The following is a 16,387-nucleotide window of genomic DNA, read 5'->3' as shown; positions in this document are numbered from 1 at the left end:
TACCCGAACGGTGGATCAGTGATCGGCCACTGCGGACCGGGCGGGTTCCCGCAGTCGGGGCAGTGACCCTACACGGTGAACGCCGGTCCGGGCCGGCCGATGCCGATCCGGCCGTTGGTGGGGCGGTGCTCGAACGTCACCCCCAGCTCATCCTCCCAGCACCGCATGATGTCCTGTTCACCCTCCCGGTCGATGTCGTCGAGCACGACGGCGAAGTCCTCGGCGAACCGTGCGGCGAAGAAGGGTCCGGCGGGATGGCGGGCGTGCGCGTTGGCTGCCCGGTAGGCGGGCGGCCCGTCGACGACGAGCAGGTCGACGGCCCGGCCCGTGGTCATCTCCGCGAGGCGGCGCTGCTCGTACCAGGTCGACTCCTCGTCCGGCCAGCGGGACTCGACAGGCGTCAGGGGGGCGTGCACCACGGTCACCACGTCGTCGAGGCCCTCGTTCGCCAGCTCCTGACCGAGTAGTTCCGCCCAGCGTTCGTCGTGCTCCACGGTCCAGAGGTGCCCGCCGCGCTGCCGCAGCAGCCGGCCGATGTAGAAGGTGGAGACCCCACCGCCCAGCTCGACGACGGACCGACGTCGGTTCACCATGATCTCGTTGAGCACCGCGACCACCCCGCTCGGTCGCATCGCGCTCGCGCTCCACGGCAGGTACGTCAGCGACAGCGGGGCCAGCGCCTGCATGGCAAGCAGGTCGTTGCGCTGCAGCTCGTTGCGTTGCAACGACGGACGGTGGCGCTGCTCGTACTCCGGTCGCGCGGTCACCGTGCCACCGTCCCCACCAGCCAGGAGGGCAGCAGACCCTCGTCGAGCAGGTCCAGGACCACCGTCTTGGCCAGGGCGGAGGCGAAGTGCACCTGGGCCGCCCCGCTGGGCGTGCGCAGCCGCGACAGGAGCCGGGAACGTTCCCGCCGGTAGCTTGCCGACTGCCTGCCGTGGGTGCGGAAGTCGTCCGTCCAGCGGTTCAGCTCGCAGAAGTTGGTGACCCTCGGTGCGAAGTTCTCGAACAGGACGGCCCCGTGGTCGAGCCCGACGGTGTCCGGTTCGAGGAGCTGGACGAGGGTCCAGTAGTACTGGTCGCTCGTGCCGTGCAGCCGGTCCGTGTCGACCTGGTGCGCCCGCAGCCGGTTCAGCAGCGGGAAACGCCCGCTCGGGGGGTCCGGATACGCCGCGCACAGGGCGAGGAGGTCACCGGCGGGCCCGAGGAAACCGCCGCTGTTGAGGTACGGGTACGGGCCGACGGGGGGACCCTCGTGCAACGCGAGACCGACGGGGCCCATCGGCCAGCTGTTCGGCTCGGCACTGAACACGACCCGCTGCGTGAAGCCCGCGTACGCCGTGCGGATGTACTCCTCCCCGCGCAGCAGGAGCGTGTCGTACGCGTCGGTGAACAGCACCAGCTCGTCCGCAGGGACGTGCCGGGCGAGGTGATCGGTGAACAGCGCCCGCTTGTCCCGCGGCCGGAACCCCCGCTGCCTGCCCTCCAGGACGACCAGCTCGAGCCCCACCGCCGCGCAGGACGGCGTCAGCAGCCGCTGCAGGAAGGGGTGTTCGAGGTCGGTGGCGATGGTGATGACCCTCATGGTCGGCGTCCAATCGTGCTGACGGTTCGTGCCGTTGGACCGCACCGGATACGTCCTGGTGCCCGACCGGTGGGCCGGCGTCGGACCGGCTGCCAAACTATCGATCCACGACGGTCGTTGTCGACCCGCGGCACCGTCCCCGACCCTCCCCGAGAGCTGTCGTCGAGCCGTTCTCAAGGACGGGCCACCGCCGGGCCCCGCCGGTCGGGACCCCGCGCCGCCGGCTCCGACCGGAAGGCGAGCGGGTCTGCCCACCGGCGTCCGTGGTTTCTCGAGCCGTTCCCAAGCGGTGGCCGGGAGACTCGGGGCGCAGCCAGCACACGACGCCGAGAGAGGCGGGGCGGATGACCGGACGGGACGAGTCGGCGCACACACCGGGCGGGACACCGGTCGCCGTGGTGGGCATCGGCTGCCGGTTTCCCGGCGCCAACGGGTTGGCGCAGTTCTGGCGTCTGCTCAGCGACGGCGGCGACGCGATCACCGACGTGCCGGCCAGCCGGTACGACATCGACGCCTACCACGACCCACGACCGGGCACGCCGAACCGGATCGTCAGCCGCCGGGGCGGCTTCCTCGACCAGATCGACCAGTTCGACGCCGGCTACTTCGGGGTGGCCCCCCGGGAGGCGGAACGGATGGACCCCCAGCAGCGGCTGCTGCTGGAGACCGCGGCCGAGGCGCTGGCCGACGCCGGCCTGACCCGCGACCGGCTGTCCACCACCCGCACCGGCGTCTACGTCGGCGGCATGTCCTCGGCGTACGGGCAACTGCTCAGCGACGCGTCGGTGCTGGACCTGCACGCGGCGACCGGCGGCGCGCGCAGCTTCCTGGCCGGCCGGGTGTCCTTCGCCTTCGACCTGCGCGGCCCCAGCATGGCGGTGGACTGCGCCTGCTCCTCCAGCCTGGCGGCGCTGCACCTGGCCTACCAGAGCGTGCGCAACGGGGAGACCCAACTGGCGCTGGCCGGCGGGGTGAACCTGGTGATCGCCCCCGAGGAGACCATCCCGTTCTCGGCGGCCCGGATGCTCGCCGTCGACGGCCGGTGCAAGTTCGGCAGCGCCCACGGCGACGGCTTCGTCCGCAGCGAGGGGGTGGCCGTGCTGGTGCTCAAGTCACTGGACCGCGCCGAGGCCGACGGCGACGCCATCCACGCGGTGATCTGGGGGTCCGCCGTCGGCAACGACGGCCAGTCCGGCGGATACCTGCTCACACCCTCCCGACCCGGCCAGGAGGAGACGTTGCACGCGGCGTACGCCGACGCGGGCGTGTCCGCCACGCTGGTGGACTACGTCGAGGCGCACGGCACCGGTACCCCGGCCGGTGACCCGGTGGAGCTGGCCGCCCTCGGCGCGGTGGCCGGCGCGGGCCGGGACGGGCACTGTCTGGTCGGCTCGGTCAAGACGAACATCGGCCACACCGAGGCGGCCGCCGGGCTGGCCGGGGTCATCAAGGCGGTCCTCGCCCTCCAGCACCGGGAGATCCCGCCGAGCCTGCACGCCACCGACCTGACCGGCGCGGTCGACTGGGCGGGGCTGCGGCTACGACTGGTGCGGGAGCGCACCCCCTGGCCGCAGACCGACCGGCCGGGCCTGGCCGGGGTCAGCTCGTTCGGCATCTCCGGAACCAACGCGCACGTGGTGCTCGGCGAGTACACCGCACCGGCACCCGCGACCACCGACGGGGACGCATCCGACGGGGACGACGCGCAGCTCCTGGTGCTCTCCGCACCCGACCGGGAGGCGCTCACCGCCCTCGCCGCCGACTACGCGCGGTTCCTCGGGCCGGGCGGCGACGGGCGGGACCTGCCGTTGCGCGACGTGTGCTTCAGCGCGGCCACCCGCCGCGACCACCACGAGAACCGGCTGACCGCCGTCGGCGCGTCACCCGACGACCTGGTCGAGCGGCTACGGGCGTACGCCGCCGGTGAGTCCCGCCCCCGGCTGGGCGTCACCGCGTCCGCGCCGGTGGACGGCGACCGGCCCACCGTCGTCTTCGTCTTCCCCGGACAGGGCTCGCAGTGGGACGGCATGGGCCGCGAACTGCTGGCCCGCTCACCGGTCTTCCGCGACACGCTCACCCGCTGCGACGAGGTGATCCGCGCCGAGGTCGGCTGGTCGCTGCTGGCCCGGCTGACCGGCGAGACGGACGCCCCGGCGTCCATCGACACCGTCCAGCCGACCCTGTGGGCGATGCAGACCGCGCTCTGCGCGGTGCTGCGCGACTGGGGCATCGAGCCCGACCACGTGGTCGGGCACAGCATGGGCGAGGTGGCGGCGGCCGGCGCCGCGGGCGCGCTCGGCCTCGCCGACGCCGGTGCGGTCATCTGCCGGCGCAGCAGGCTGCTGCGCAGCGTCGCCGGGCAGGGCGTCATGTACTCGGTGGAGCTGTCCGCCGCCGACGCCCAGGCCGCGCTGGCCGGCTACGAGCACCTCGTGTCCGTGGCGGTCAGCAACAGCCCCACCTCTACGGTCCTCTCCGGCGACCCGCAGGCGCTGGCCACCATCGTCGCGGCCCTCGACGAACGCGGCGTGTTCTGCCGGCAGGTCAGGGTCGACGTCGCCTCGCACAGCCCGCAGATGGACCAGCTCCGCGACGACCTGCTGGCCGACCTCGGCGACGTCACCCCCCACGCGGGGCACGTCCCGCTGTACTCCACCGTGGACGACGCCCCCTGCGACGGATCCGGCTGGGACGCCGCCTACTGGATCCGCAACCTGCGCGAACCGGTGCGGTTCGGGGCGGCGGTGGCACACCTCGCCGGATCGGGCGACACGGTGTTCGTCGAGATCAGCCCGCACCCCATCCTGCTGCCCGCCATCCAGGAGACCCTGGCGGCGGCCGGGACCGACGGTGCCGCCGTCGGCTGCCTGCGCCGCGACGAGCCGGAACGGGCCAGCCTGCTCGACACCGTCGCGGCCCTGCACCGCGCCGGCTGCCCGGTCGACTGGCACCGGGTCGTCGGCGGCCCCCCGGCCCGCTACGTGCGGCTCCCGTCCTACCCGTGGCAGCGCCAGCGGTACTGGCTCGCCCCGGCCCCGGCCGGACAGCCGGCCCCGCACCGCGTGGACCGGGTCGTCGACCCGGCCCGCGAGCCGTACCTGCTCGACCACCGGGTGCAGGGCACCGTGGTCGTGCCGGGCACCGCGTACGTCGAGTTGCTGCACACCGCCGCCGCCGGGATCTGCGCCGGACAGACACCCGTGCTGCGCGACATCCGCTACCTCGACGCGCTGTTCCTGCGTCCGGACCAGCCGCCGCCCGCGCTGTCCACCACGTTCACCCCGCGTGGGCCCGACACCTGGGACGTGGCGGTGACCGGGGCGGAGACGACCCACGTCACCGCGACGGTCACCCGTACCCCGCCGCCCGAACGACGTCGGCTGCCGGTGGAGGCGACCCGCGCCGGCTGCCCCGACCACCTCACCGGGGTCGACTTCTACCGCCGGTTCGCCGCGCGGGGCAACGAGTGGCAGGGCGCGTTCCAGGGCGTCGCGGAACTCTGGACGGGCGACGGCCAGGCCCTGGGCCGCATCGAGGTGCCCGCCGGGGTCGACCCGGCCGGGTACACCTGCCACCCGGCGCTGCTGGACGCGTGCGGGCAGGTCCTCGCGTCGCTGATCCCGGCCGGGGACCGGTCGTCGGCGTTCGTCCTGGGCGGCATCGACGCGGTGACGGTCCACCCCGACCCGGGCGTCCCCGGCTGGGCGCACGCCGTCGCGGTCACCGCCTGGCGGTCCGACTCGGTCTGTGGCGACCTCGTGGTGGCCGACGCCGACGGCCGGGTGATCGTCGAGATCGAGGGACTGCGCCTGCAGTACCTGCAACCCCCGGACTCGGTACGCGACCCCGACGGATGGTTCCACGAGCTGCGGTGGCAGCCGCTGCCGGCGTTGCCCGACCCGTCCCGGCCGGCCGAGCGCCGGCTGGTCTTCGCCGACCGGTCCGGCGTCGGCGGCGCACTGCCCGCCGACGTCCGGGTGTTCGCGGGCGGCGGGTATCAACGGCTGGCGGCCGACCGGTACGAGATCGACCCGACGGCACCGGCGCAGTACCGGCGGTTGCTCGCCGACGTCCGGGCCGGGTTCGACGGCCTCGCGCCGACCGAGGTGGTGCACCTCTGGACGCTTGACGAGCCTGACAGCTCCCAGTCGGCGCAGCAGGCGGCCGGGGAGGCCGAACGCCTCGGCTGCGGCAGCGTCCTGCGGCTGCTGCGGGCGCTCGCCGACGCCGGCCTGCCCGAGCCGCCCCGGCTGTCGCTGGTGACCCGGGGCGCGCACCGGGTGCGTGACGCCGACCGGACCGTGTCGATGTGGCAGGGTGCGCTCTGGGGCCTGGGCCGGGTAGTCGCCCACGAGCACCGGGAACTGCGCTGCGTCCTCGTCGACCTGGACCCGGCGGGCCCACCCGCCGAACTCGCCGCCGCGCTGGACCGGGAACTGGCCGGTGCCGGGCCGGAGGACCAGGTGGCGCTGCGCGACGGCCAGCGGTACGCCGCCCGCCTGCTGCCCACGCCCACCGCCCGGCCGGCCGACGCCGACGTCACCCACCAGCTCCAGGTCACCTCGCCCGGCCTGCTCGACGGGGTGCGCCTGGTGCCGGTGCCGCGCCGGCCGCCGGGGCCGGGCGAGGTGGAGGTCCGCGCCGACCACCTCGCCCTGAACTACCGCGACGTGCTGATTGCCATGGACCTGTACCCGCGCCTGTCCGACCAGCCCGCGAGCATGATCGGCGAGTGCGCCGGCACGGTCACCCGGGTCGGACCGGGCGTGGCCGGGCTGCGGCCCGGCGACGAGGTGGTGGCGATCTCGCTGCGTACGCCCGCCGCCAGCCACCTCTGCGTCGACGCGCACCTGGTGCGTCCGCGGCCGTCCCGGCTCACCGCGCAGGAGGCCGCCACCGTGCCGGTGGCCCTGGTCACCGCGTACCACTCGCTGGTCCAGCTGGCGCAGGTACGGCCCGGCGAACGGGTGCTGATCCACCACGCCACCGGCGGGGTGGGCCTGGCCGCGGTGCAGGTGGCCCGGTGGCGCGGTGCCGAGGTGTACGCGACCGCCGGCAGCCCGGACAAGCGCGCGCTGCTGCGGATGATGGGCGTCACCCACGTGTCCGACTCGCGGGGCACCGGGTTCGCCGACGAGATCCGGGACGCCACCCGGGGCGAGGGCGTCGACGTGGTGCTCAACACGCAGGCGGGGGAGGGCCTGCTGCGCAGCGTGGAACTGCTGGCCGACCGGGGGCGCTACGTCGAGCTGAGCCGGCGTGACCTGGTCGACGGCACCCGGCTGGACCTGCGGCTGCTGGCGCGCGGGGCGTCGTTCTTCGTGGTCGACGTGGTGGACCTCGGGCTCAACGAACCGCGCCGGCTCGGCGCGATCCTCCAGGAGACGCTGGCCCTGGTGCAGGCCGGTCTGCTCGAACCGCTGCCGTACCGCGTCTTCCCCGCGACCGACCTGGTCGGCGCGTTCCGGCACATGGCCCAGGCCCGGCACATCGGCAAGGTGCTGGTGTCCGTCGGGGAGCTGACCGCGCCCCGGCCCGCCCCGGCAGCGATCCCGCACCGGCCGGTCCGGATCGACCCGACCGCCGGCTACCTGGTGACCGGCGGGCTCGGCGACCTCGGCCGGGTGGTCACCGACTGGCTGGTCCGCGAGGGGGCCCGGCACATCGTGCTCACCGGGCGTACCCCGCTTTCCGGGACCGGCGGCGCGGACCGGCTGGCGGAGCTGCGGCGGCACGGGGTGCGGGTGGCGTACGAGGCGGTCGACGTGGCCGACGAGGAGGCGATGCGGGCGGTCGTGGAGCGGTACGCCACCGACGGCGTGACGATCCGGGGCGTGGTGCACGCCGCCGGGGTGATCGAGCACCGCGCCCTGTCCGAGCTGGACGACCGGACCCTGTCGGCGGTCCTGCGTCCGAAGGTCACCGGCGCGGCCGTGCTGCACCGGCTCTTCGCCGACCAGCCGCTGGACTTCTTCGTGCTGTTCTCCTCCGGCTCGGCGGTGCTCAGCTCCCCGATGCTCGGCGCCTACGCGGCCGCGAACGCCGCCCTGGACTCGCTGGCCGACCAGCGCCGGCTCGCCGGTCAGACCGCGCTCAGCGTGAACTGGGGCTTCTGGTCGATCGGCATGCCCGCCCGGGTCGGGCGGGAGCAGGGCCGGGCGATCAACCCGGCCGGCATGGACACGTTCAGTCCCCGGGAGGGCATCGAGGCGCTGCGCCTGCTGCTGGCCCGCGACGCCACCCACGGCGTGGTGCTGCCGGCGGACTGGCGGCGGTGGGCGGGCGCGCACCCGGACGCGGCGACCTCGCCGCTGCTGCGCGACCTGCTCGCCGACCCCACCGGCAGCCCTGCCGCCGTCGGCGCGCCCGCCGCTGCGACGCCCGTCGTGCCCTGGTCGCCGCCGATCTCAGAACCTCCGGCGCGGCCCGGGGACGTCGCCCCTACGGCCACCGCCGCCCCGCCCGCCCCCGCGCCGACCCGTCCCGCACCGGTGGAGACGGGGGTGGCGGGCACGCTGACCGACCGGGACGCCGTGGAGCGCTACCTGGCCCGGGTTCTCGCGGAGGTACTGGGCATGCCGTCGGCGCAGGTGCACACCCGGCGGCCGCTCAAGCGGCAGGGACTGGACTCGCTGATGGCCGTGGAGGTCCGCACCCGGGTCCAGCGGGACCTGGGGATGCTGCTGCCGATCGCGAAGATGCTCGGCGGGCACAGTGTCGCCGAGCTGGCCGGTGAGGTGTTCACCCAACTGGGCGAGGCCGGCCGCCGCTGACCGCGCCGGTGGACGGTGCGGCGGGTCGCCCGCACGGGGCGACCCGCCGGCCCCGGTCCGGCCGGTCCCGCCCACCGGCGCGGTCGGGTCCCGGCACGACCGGTGGCGGTGACCGGACGTGCCGGTCACCGCCACCGTGTCGTACGTCGGGTGCCGCCCGTCGCGCCGTCAGCCGCGGGCCGCGTCGGCCTGCGGGATCAGCTCCGCCCGCCGGGCCACCTCCGCGGCGAACTCGCCGAGCGTCATGATGGCGAGCGTCTCGATGTCGTCGTCGTCGAACGTCACGCCGAACTGGTCCTCGACCCGCAGCGCGAGTTCGGACACGGCGAGCGAGTCGAGGTCCACACCGGACGGGCCGAGCATCGAGTCGGGGCCGGTGTCGTCGGTGTAGAAGTTCATCTCGCGCAGCGACTGCAGGGTGAACGCCAGGACCTCGTCGGCTGACATGGTGGGGCTACCTTCCTGTCGGATGGCGCGCGGCGGCGTCGGTCGACGACGTTACTGCCGAAATGAGTGGGCCGAAGTTATCAACGGGCACTCGCGCCGGTCAATGCGTCGGAAATGGGCCTCCACGGGTGCGCAAGGCGGAGCGGCGGCGGAATTCGAGCAGTTCTCAGTCCGGCGTCGAGTTCGGGTGCACCGCCTCGGCACGCGGGGCAACTACAGTCCTTGCGAAAGGCGGACGTGGCGCCATGGACGGCCGACCCGGGAGACGCGCTTGAAGATCACCAACGTTCACCTGTCCGGGCTGGGTGTCTTCCAACCCCCCGTGGTCGACGCCGGCCAGGCCGCCCGGCGCGGCGACTACAGCCCGGCCGCCTACCTGGAGAACCGGCTCACCGGTGCCTGCGTCGCCGGGGACGTCTCACCGCCGGACATGGCCGTGCACGCCGCCCGTCAGGCGCTGACCCGTGCCGCCGCCGACCCGACCGGGATCGGCCTGGTGCTGCACGCCTCCATCCACCACCAGGGTCCGGAGATGTGGCTGCCCGGCCCGTACATCCAGCGGGAGGTCGTCGGTACGGCGGCCCCCGCGTTCGAGGTCCGGCTGGGCTGCAACGGGGTGTTCGCGGCGCTGGAGATCGCCGCCGGGCACCTGGCCGGCGCGGCGGCGGGCACGACGGTGCTGGTGACCACGGCGGAGAACCTCGGCTCACCGCTGATCGACAGGTGGAACTCGGCACCCGGGTTCATCCTGGGCGACGCCGGCAGCGCGCTGCTGCTGGACCGCGACCACGGCTTCGCCCGGGTACGCGCCGTGGGCAGCGTCGCGGTGCCCGGGGTGGAGCCGCTGTACCGGGGCGGCGAGCCGCTGTACCCGCCGGCTGCGGGCCAGGGACGCGTGATCGACATGCGCGAACGGGCCGAGTACTTCCGCGACAACGTGATGTCGCTGACCGACGCCGCCGAACTGCGCAACCGGGCCCGGCTCGACCTGATCGACCGCACACTCGACGAGGCGGACCGCAAGCTGACCGACATGACCCGGGTCATCTGCGGGAACGCGGCGGCGTACATGGTGCAGCACGACCTGGTGGAGCCGCTGGGCATCACGATGGAACGCACCACCTGGCAGTTCGGTCGCGGCGTCGGACACACCGGTGCGAGCGACCAGTTGCTGTCGCTCAACCACCTGCTGGTCACCGGCCAGCTCACCGCCGGCGACCACCTGCTGATCTACGGGGGCGCTCCGGCCACCCTGTCCTGCGCGGTCCTGGAGATCCTGGACGTCCCTCAGTGGGCCGGGGCATGACCGCGTCCCCCCGTACCTGGCTCGTCACCGGCAGCTCCACCGGGATCGGCCGGGCGCTGGTGACCGAACTGCTCGCCCGGGGCGAGTCGGTGGCGGCCACCGCCCGCGACCCCCGCACCCTGGCGGACCTGCGACCCGCCGGGGCGGGAACACTGTGGACGGCCCGCCTCGACGTCACCGACCCCGGGCAGATCCGGCAGGTGGTCGACGATGCCGTCCGCGCGCTCGGCCGTCTCGACGTGGTGGTCAGCAACGCCGGGTACGCGCTGGTCGGCGCCGCCGAGGAGGCCAGCGGCGAACAGGTCGACAGGCAGATCCGGACCAACCTGACCGGACCCATCAACCTGGCCCGGGCGGTGCTGCCGTACCTGCGCACGCAGGGCGGCGGGCGGATCATCCAGGTGTCGAGCATGGCCGGGCAACGGGGGTCACCCGGCACGGCCGTCTACTGCGCCACCAAGTGGGGCGTGAAGGGTTTCTTCGAGTCGCTGGCCGCCGAGGTGAAGGGCTTCGGGATCGGCGTGACGATCGTCGAGCCGGGCACGGTGAGCACCGGATTCTTCGGACGGAGCAAGGAGCTGACCACCGCGTCGCCCGCCTACGCGGGCACCCCGGCGGCGATCCTGCGTCGCCGGGCGCAGGACGGCCGCCTGCCGTGCCGTGGCGACCTGGCGAAGCTGGCCGCCGCAGTGGTCGACGTCGCCACCGGGCCGGCCGTCCCGCTGCGGCTCGCGCTCGGCAGCGACGCGTACGCCTCGATCCGGCGCGGGCTGACCGCGCGGCTGGTGGAGCTGGAGGGCCAGCGGGAGCTCGCGTTCTCCACCGACCTGAACGCAGGCGACGGGTCGACGCCGTCGACGCCGCACCGAGGACCGGAGGGGAACGACGATGCGCATCACCGTCCTGGCGCTCGGCAGCCGCGGTGACGTCCATCCGCTGACGGCACTCGCCGCCGAGCTGGCCCGCCACGGCCACGAGGTACGCGTCGGGGCGTCGATGAACCTGGTCGACCTGCCCCGGCAGCTCGGGCTCGACGTGGTGCCGGTCGGCTGGAACCAGCAGTCGATGATGCAGACCGAGCGGGGCCGGGAGTGGGTCACCAAGAGCACCCTCGACTCCTTCCTCCAGATCACCATCGAGGCGTACCGGGACTACGGTCGCCGGTTCGGCGACGAGGCGATCGAGATCACCGCCGGCAGCGAGGCCATCGTCTGCGCCGTGGTCAGCGAGCAGTGGGCCGCGACCCTGGCCGAGGCGTACGACGTCCCGCTCATCGCGTACGACCTCACGCCGTCGCGGCCGAACGACGTGGTGCCGCATCCGCTGGTGGCTCTCGACCCGCTGCCGACCGCCGCGGCGAACCGGGCCACCTACCTGCACTACACCCGACGGGCCTGGCGGTACCGGCGGGAACTGATGTTCGACTTCCGCCGCCAGCTCGGGCTCCCGGCGATGCCCCCGAGGCAGCTGCGGCGACCGCTGGAGCTGCAGGGCTACAGCCCCACCCTGGTGCCCGGCCTGACCTGGGACGCCTACCGGCCGATCGTCGGTGACCTCCGGTTGACCCCGGCCGACCTGGACCGCGCCGGGATGTCCACCCTCGATCCGGAGCTTGCGGAGTGGCTCTCGGCGGGCGAACCGCCGGCCCTGCTGACGTTCGGCAGCACACACGTGGCGGATCCGGCGGCGATGATGGCGGGCATCGGGCGGGTCTGCCGGTCGCTGGGGGTACGTGCCCTGGTGGCCACCGGCTGGGGCCTGGCCGGGGTCGCGCCGTCCACGTCACCGGAGCTGCGGGTGGTGCCCTACGTGGACTACGACCTGGTGCTGCCGCACTGTGCCATGGTGGTGCACCACGGCAGCGCCAGCATCACCGCCGCCGGTGTGCGCGCCGGCATCCCCACGATGGTCTGCTCCTCCTACGCCGACCAGCCGTTCTGGGGCCGCCAGCTGGAACGGCTCGGTGCCGGTGTGCACGTGCGGTTCACCGACCTGTCCGAGGACGTGCTGCGCTCCGGCATGTCCCGCCTGACCACCGCTGCGCTGCGGCGGCGCGCGGCACAGCTCGGCGAGCAGATGCGCGCGGAACCCCACGGCACGCTCGTCGCCGCCGACGAGGTCGACAAGTACCTCGCCGGATGAGCGGCGGAGCAGCCGCCCCCGACCGGGCCCGGGCGGTCGTCGAAGAGGTGGTCGGACTGCTCGACCTGGTGCGGGTCGACCCTGCGGGGGTCACCACGGACCGGCTGGTGCCCGTCGCGGGGATGTTCTCCGGACGCGGTACGACGCGGGGCACCACCCGCCGGTACGGGGGGCTCATCGCCGCCCAGGCGCTGACGGCCGCCGCGCACACCGTGCGCCCCGGTCGACCGGTGCACTCGCTGCACGCCTACTTCACCCGGCCGGGCGACAGCCGCAGGCCCGTCACCTACCTGGTCGAGACCCTGCGCGACGGACCGGCAATGTCAACCCGACGGGTGACCGCCCTCCAGCGCGACACCCCGATCTTCTTCCTGACCGCCTCGTTCCACGATCCCGGCACCGGGCCGACGCACCGGCGGCCGCCGCCCGGGGTCCCGCCGCCGGACGAGGTGCCGACCCTGGACCGGCTGCTCGCCCATGCGCCCGATCGGCTGGCCGCGGTGCGGGACATGCTCTTCGCGTTCGACGTCAGGTACCCCGACCCGCCGCCCGGCGGGCCGGCCGACGGGGAACGGGCCGGTGAGGCGCACCGCCGGGCCTGGGTACGGGTGGCCGGGACGCTGCCCGACGACGCGTCGCTGCACGCCGGCGCGCTGGTGCTCGTCTCGGATCTGCCCCTGCTGCTCAGCGCGATGGTGGCCGGGCACGCGACCGAGTGGGGTCCGGGTGACCTCGGCGTCAGCGTCGACCACACGGTGTGGTTCCACCGGCCCTGCCGGGCCGACGAGTGGCTGCTGTACGACTGCGACAGCCCGTGGGCGGCCACCGGTCGTGGCCTGGCGACCGGGCGGCTGTACACGCGCGACGGCGACCTGGTGGCCACGGTGGCCCAGGAGGGTCTGCTGCTGACCCGGTCCGCCCGCTGAGCCGGGCACGACGGCTCCGCCCCGGCCCGCCGCCTCAGACCGGGACCGCCTCGATCGCGCCGTCGGTGACTCCCGTGACGGCGAAGCCGGCGTCGGCGAGGAGCTGGCCGTACTCCGCCGCGGTGCGGTCCCGGCCCTCCATCAGGACCAGCATCAGCAGGTCCACGATCCGGTTGCGGGGCGCCCCCCAGGTGCCCGCGCCGGCCCCGGACCGCTGCGGCTGAGCCGGCAGCAGCTCCTCCAGGACCAGCAGTCGCGCCCCGGCCGGCATCGCCGCCCGTACCCGGGTCAACACCCGGGTGACGTTCCCGTCGTTCCAGTTGTGCAGGACCCGCCGCAGCACGTACCGGTCCCCGCCCGTGGGTACCCGGTCGAAGAAGCTGCCGACGACGACGTCGACCCGGTCCAGGACCCCGGCGGCGGCGAGCCGGGCACGTCCCCGGGCGGCGGCCTCGGGCAGCTCGACGAGGACCCCGCGCAGCCCGGGGCGGTCCCGCAGCAGGTCGGCGAGCAGGCCGCCGTCGCCGCCGCCGAGGTCCACCACCGTACGGGCGTCGTCGAACAGCCGGGCGGGGGGCGGCGGCGGTTCCGGGGCGGTGGACATCGCCCCGTTGAACGTCGCGGCCAGCTCCGGGTGCCCGCCCAGGTACCGGTAGAAGGACTCGCCGAAGCGGTCGGTGAAGGCCGGCCGGCCGGTGCGGACGGTGTCGAGCAGGCCAGCGAACGAGGCGAAGACCTCCTGGCCGTACAGGACCGCCGTGTCGCGGACCGAACCGGGGGCGTCGGTGCGCAGGTATTCCCCCATGCCGGACAGGACGAAGTCGTCGGGACCGGTCTGACGCAGGACACCGGCGTCGGCGAGCGCGGCGAGCAACCGGCGCAGCGCCACCGGGTCCAATCCGGCGGTGGCCGCCAACTCGCCGCCGCCGGTGGTGCCCGCGGCGATCCGGTCGGCCAGGCCGAGCAGGGCGAACACCGAACACGCCTGGGCCGTCCAGGTGGCACAGAGCATGGTGAGCAGCCGCTTGCGGAAGTAGTCGTCGTCACGCGCCACGGATGGCCCTCCACTGAGACTCTAGTGAATGTCCAGAGAAGTGCGGGCCGGGCCCGCAGGCGCCTCGGTATGGTCAATTCGGCCCGGTCATCCTCGCATTAACCAGCGTGCGTTGACAATTGTCGTCAATGGGGATCCGTGGGGGGATCGAATGGGTGCGGTCGCTACGGTCGGGTGGTCCGTCGGGGCCGCGGGGCGTACGTCCGTCGGGGCGTACCGTCGTGCCGGCTGACCTGGTGGTGCGGCTGCGCCGCACGGTGGACGACGGGCGGGCGGCGGCCCGCGCGCTGCTCGTCGAGACGGCCGCGGCGATGGCCGGTGCCCCGCCGGCCGCGGTCACCGTGGAGCACACGGCCACGGGCGCGCCCGTGCTGCGTGGCGTCGCCACCGGCTGGCACACCAGCGTCAGCCACACCCGTGGCCTGGTCGCGGTGGCGGTGTCCCGGCACGGACCGGTCGGCGTCGACGTGGAGGCGCTGCGCCCGGTGCCCGCGGTGGCGCTGAGCCGGCGGTGGTTCGCCCCGGAGGACACCGACTGGCTGCGTGGTCGGCCGGTGGAACGGCTCGGCGTCGACTTCCTGGCGCTGTGGACCGGCAAGGAGGCGGTGGCCAAGCTGCACGGCACCGGGCTGCGCGGCGGCCGGCTGCTGCGCTGGCGCACCGCGCCGCCGGCGCCGCCGGCGTGGCGACCCGCCGTCGACGCCCCCGGCGTCCTGGTCACCCACCGGGAGTTGCCCGGCCACGTCCTGGCGGTCGCCCGCGCGTCGGCGTGGCCCGGCCGCCCCCGGCCGGCCGCCGGTCGCTGATGCGGACCGCGCTCGTCCTCGGCGGCAGCATCGCCGGCCTGGTCGCCGCCCGGGTCCTGGCCGACCACGCCGACCAGGTGTGGATCGTCGAGCCCGACCGGCTGGCGGACGCCCCGGTGATCCGCCGTGGCGCTCCGCACGGCAGCCAGGCGCACACCCTGCTCGGCCGGGGCCGCACGGTCATCGACCGGTTGCTGCCCGGCATCGTACGGCAGATGGTGCGCGAGGGCGGCCAACTGGTCACCAGCGGTCCCGGTGGCGCGCAGTGGTTCCTCAACGGCCGGGCCAAGGTCCCCGTACGCGGCGGCAGCGTGGTCAGCGTGTCCCGGCCGTTCCTGGAGTGGCACCTCCGTCGGCGGGTCCTCGCGCTGCCCAACGTGGCCGTGGTCGGCGGGACCGCGGTCGGGCTCACCGCCTCCGCCGGCCGGGTCGACGGGGCGCTGGTCCGCGCCCCGGGCCACACCGACGCCCAGCGGCACGGGGCGGACCTCGTGGTGGACGCCACCGGGCGGTCCAGCCGGCTGGCCGACTGGCTCGGCCGGCTCGGCTACCCCGCGCCCGACAAGCGCCGGATGGCCCTCGACCTCGGCTACGCCACCTGCCTGTTCCACCGGGAACCCGGCCAGCGGCTGGCCGGGCAGGTGGCGGTGTACTCGGTCCACACGCCGAGCCGGGCGCGCACCGGCCCCAGCTCGATGACCCCCGTCGAGGGCAACCGCTGGCTGACCCTGGTCAGCGGATACGGCGACCGGCGGCCGGGCCGTGACCTGGACGGGTTCCTGGCGCGCTGCCGGTCGGACCCGGCCACCCCGCTGCAACTGCTGCCGGACGCGTGCGAGCCGGCCAGCGAGGTGTACGTGCACCGCTTCCCGGACAGCGTCCGGCGCGACTTCGACCGGCTGGACCGGTTCCCCGCCGGCCTGGTGGCGATCGGCGACGCGGTCGCCTCGTTCAACCCGACCTACGGCCAGGGCATCTCGGTGGCGGCCCTGCAGGCGGTCGCGCTCGGCGAGTGGCTCGCCGGGCCCGGCGCGGTTGACCGGCCGGCGTACGGGTACTTCCGGCGGGTCCGGGCGGTGGTGGACGACGCCTGGGACTTCTCCGCCGCGCAGGACTGCTACCTGCCCCACGTGCGGGTCGCCCGACCGTTCGGCTGGCGGCTGCGCCGGGGCCTGGCCGAGGCGGTCCAGCACGCGACCGTGACCGACGAGGTGGTGCACCGGGCCTTCCTGGAGGTCGTCAACCTGACGGCCGGCCCCGCCCGGCTGCGTCGTCCGGACATCCTCTGGCGGGTCGGGGTGGCGGCACTGCGCCGACGGTGAACCGGCCCGCCCGAAGCGTGGCGCTC

General features: G+C 74.7%; 11 protein-coding genes. 7 read left to right on the top strand and 4 right to left on the bottom strand.

Translation table 11 applies throughout. The annotated features are described in order from the left end of the window. Positions 1–68: 68 nt before the first annotated feature. Positions 69–767, bottom strand: coding sequence for a class I SAM-dependent methyltransferase (locus ACN260_RS17065; RefSeq protein WP_422752052.1), 699 nt, complete (start codon positions 765–767; stop codon positions 69–71). Then, positions 764–1,585, bottom strand: a complete 822-nt coding sequence (locus tag ACN260_RS17060; RefSeq protein ID WP_422752051.1) for a glycosyltransferase domain-containing protein — start codon at positions 1,583–1,585, stop codon at positions 764–766. The genes ACN260_RS17065 and ACN260_RS17060 overlap by 4 nt, the downstream gene beginning before the upstream one ends. Before the next feature lie 344 nt (positions 1,586–1,929). Here ACN260_RS17060 and ACN260_RS17055 point away from each other — a divergent pair, with 344 nt between their 5' ends. Then, positions 1,930–8,358: a type I polyketide synthase gene (locus ACN260_RS17055; RefSeq protein ID WP_422752050.1), complete on the top strand. Its 6,429-nt coding sequence runs from the start codon at positions 1,930–1,932 to the stop codon at positions 8,356–8,358. Between the two features lie 168 nt (positions 8,359–8,526). Here the strand turns inward: ACN260_RS17055 and ACN260_RS17050 are convergent, their stop codons facing one another. Continuing rightward, positions 8,527–8,805 (bottom strand): phosphopantetheine-binding protein, encoded by a 279-nt coding sequence (locus tag ACN260_RS17050; RefSeq protein WP_363654658.1) that lies wholly within the window; start codon positions 8,803–8,805, stop codon positions 8,527–8,529. Positions 8,806–9,076: 271 nt separating this feature from the next. Between ACN260_RS17050 and ACN260_RS17045 the strand changes: the two genes are divergently transcribed. The 4 genes from ACN260_RS17045 to ACN260_RS17030 are packed head-to-tail and all read left to right on the top strand — an operon-like array spanning position 9,077 to position 13,179. Beyond that, complete coding sequence (locus tag ACN260_RS17045; RefSeq protein ID WP_422752049.1) at positions 9,077–10,111, top strand: ketoacyl-ACP synthase III family protein; 1,035 nt, start codon at positions 9,077–9,079, stop codon at positions 10,109–10,111. Further along, positions 10,108–11,037 (top strand): SDR family oxidoreductase, encoded by a 930-nt coding sequence (locus tag ACN260_RS17040; RefSeq protein WP_422752048.1) that lies wholly within the window; start codon positions 10,108–10,110, stop codon positions 11,035–11,037. The genes ACN260_RS17045 and ACN260_RS17040 overlap by 4 nt, the downstream gene beginning before the upstream one ends. After that, positions 11,000–12,253 (top strand): glycosyltransferase, encoded by a 1,254-nt coding sequence (locus ACN260_RS17035; protein WP_422752047.1) that lies wholly within the window; start codon positions 11,000–11,002, stop codon positions 12,251–12,253. The genes ACN260_RS17040 and ACN260_RS17035 overlap by 38 nt, the downstream gene beginning before the upstream one ends. Continuing rightward, complete coding sequence (locus tag ACN260_RS17030; RefSeq protein WP_422752046.1) at positions 12,250–13,179, top strand: acyl-CoA thioesterase; 930 nt, start codon at positions 12,250–12,252, stop codon at positions 13,177–13,179. Before ACN260_RS17035 ends, ACN260_RS17030 begins: the two co-directional genes overlap by 4 nt. Before the next feature lie 34 nt (positions 13,180–13,213). On the opposite strand, the gene ACN260_RS17025 is transcribed toward ACN260_RS17030, so the two are convergent. Further along, complete coding sequence (locus tag ACN260_RS17025) at positions 13,214–14,233, bottom strand: methyltransferase (protein ID WP_422752045.1); 1,020 nt, start codon at positions 14,231–14,233, stop codon at positions 13,214–13,216. Between the two features lie 221 nt (positions 14,234–14,454). Here ACN260_RS17025 and ACN260_RS17020 point away from each other — a divergent pair, with 221 nt between their 5' ends. Next, a complete protein-coding gene (locus tag ACN260_RS17020; RefSeq protein ID WP_422752044.1) occupies positions 14,455–15,039 on the top strand; it encodes a 4'-phosphopantetheinyl transferase family protein in 585 nt (194 codons plus the stop codon). Next, positions 15,039–16,361, top strand: a complete 1,323-nt coding sequence (locus ACN260_RS17015; RefSeq protein WP_422752043.1) for an FAD-dependent oxidoreductase — start codon at positions 15,039–15,041, stop codon at positions 16,359–16,361. The genes ACN260_RS17020 and ACN260_RS17015 overlap by 1 nt, the downstream gene beginning before the upstream one ends. The last annotated feature ends 26 nt before the right edge of the window (positions 16,362–16,387 follow it).

It is taken from the genome of Micromonospora sp. WMMD708, from assembly GCF_049315245.1.
GTDB classification, from domain to species: Bacteria; Actinomycetota; Actinomycetes; order Mycobacteriales; family Micromonosporaceae; genus Micromonospora; species Micromonospora wenchangensis.
This window is presented reverse-complemented; position numbering and strand designations above follow the sequence as displayed.

Coding starts and splice junctions, on each gene's coding strand:
- ACN260_RS17015 (WP_422752043.1), top strand. CDS start 15,039: ATGCGGACCGCGCTCGTCCTCGGCGGCAGCATCGCCGGCCTGGTCGCC.
- ACN260_RS17030 (WP_422752046.1), top strand. CDS start 12,250: ATGAGCGGCGGAGCAGCCGCCCCCGACCGGGCCCGGGCGGTCGTCGAA.
- ACN260_RS17050 (WP_363654658.1), bottom strand. CDS start 8,805: ATGTCAGCCGACGAGGTCCTGGCGTTCACCCTGCAGTCGCTGCGCGAG.
- ACN260_RS17055 (WP_422752050.1), top strand. CDS start 1,930: ATGACCGGACGGGACGAGTCGGCGCACACACCGGGCGGGACACCGGTC.
- ACN260_RS17040 (WP_422752048.1), top strand. CDS start 10,108: ATGACCGCGTCCCCCCGTACCTGGCTCGTCACCGGCAGCTCCACCGGG.
- ACN260_RS17035 (WP_422752047.1), top strand. CDS start 11,000: ATGCGCATCACCGTCCTGGCGCTCGGCAGCCGCGGTGACGTCCATCCG.
- ACN260_RS17060 (WP_422752051.1), bottom strand. CDS start 1,585: ATGAGGGTCATCACCATCGCCACCGACCTCGAACACCCCTTCCTGCAG.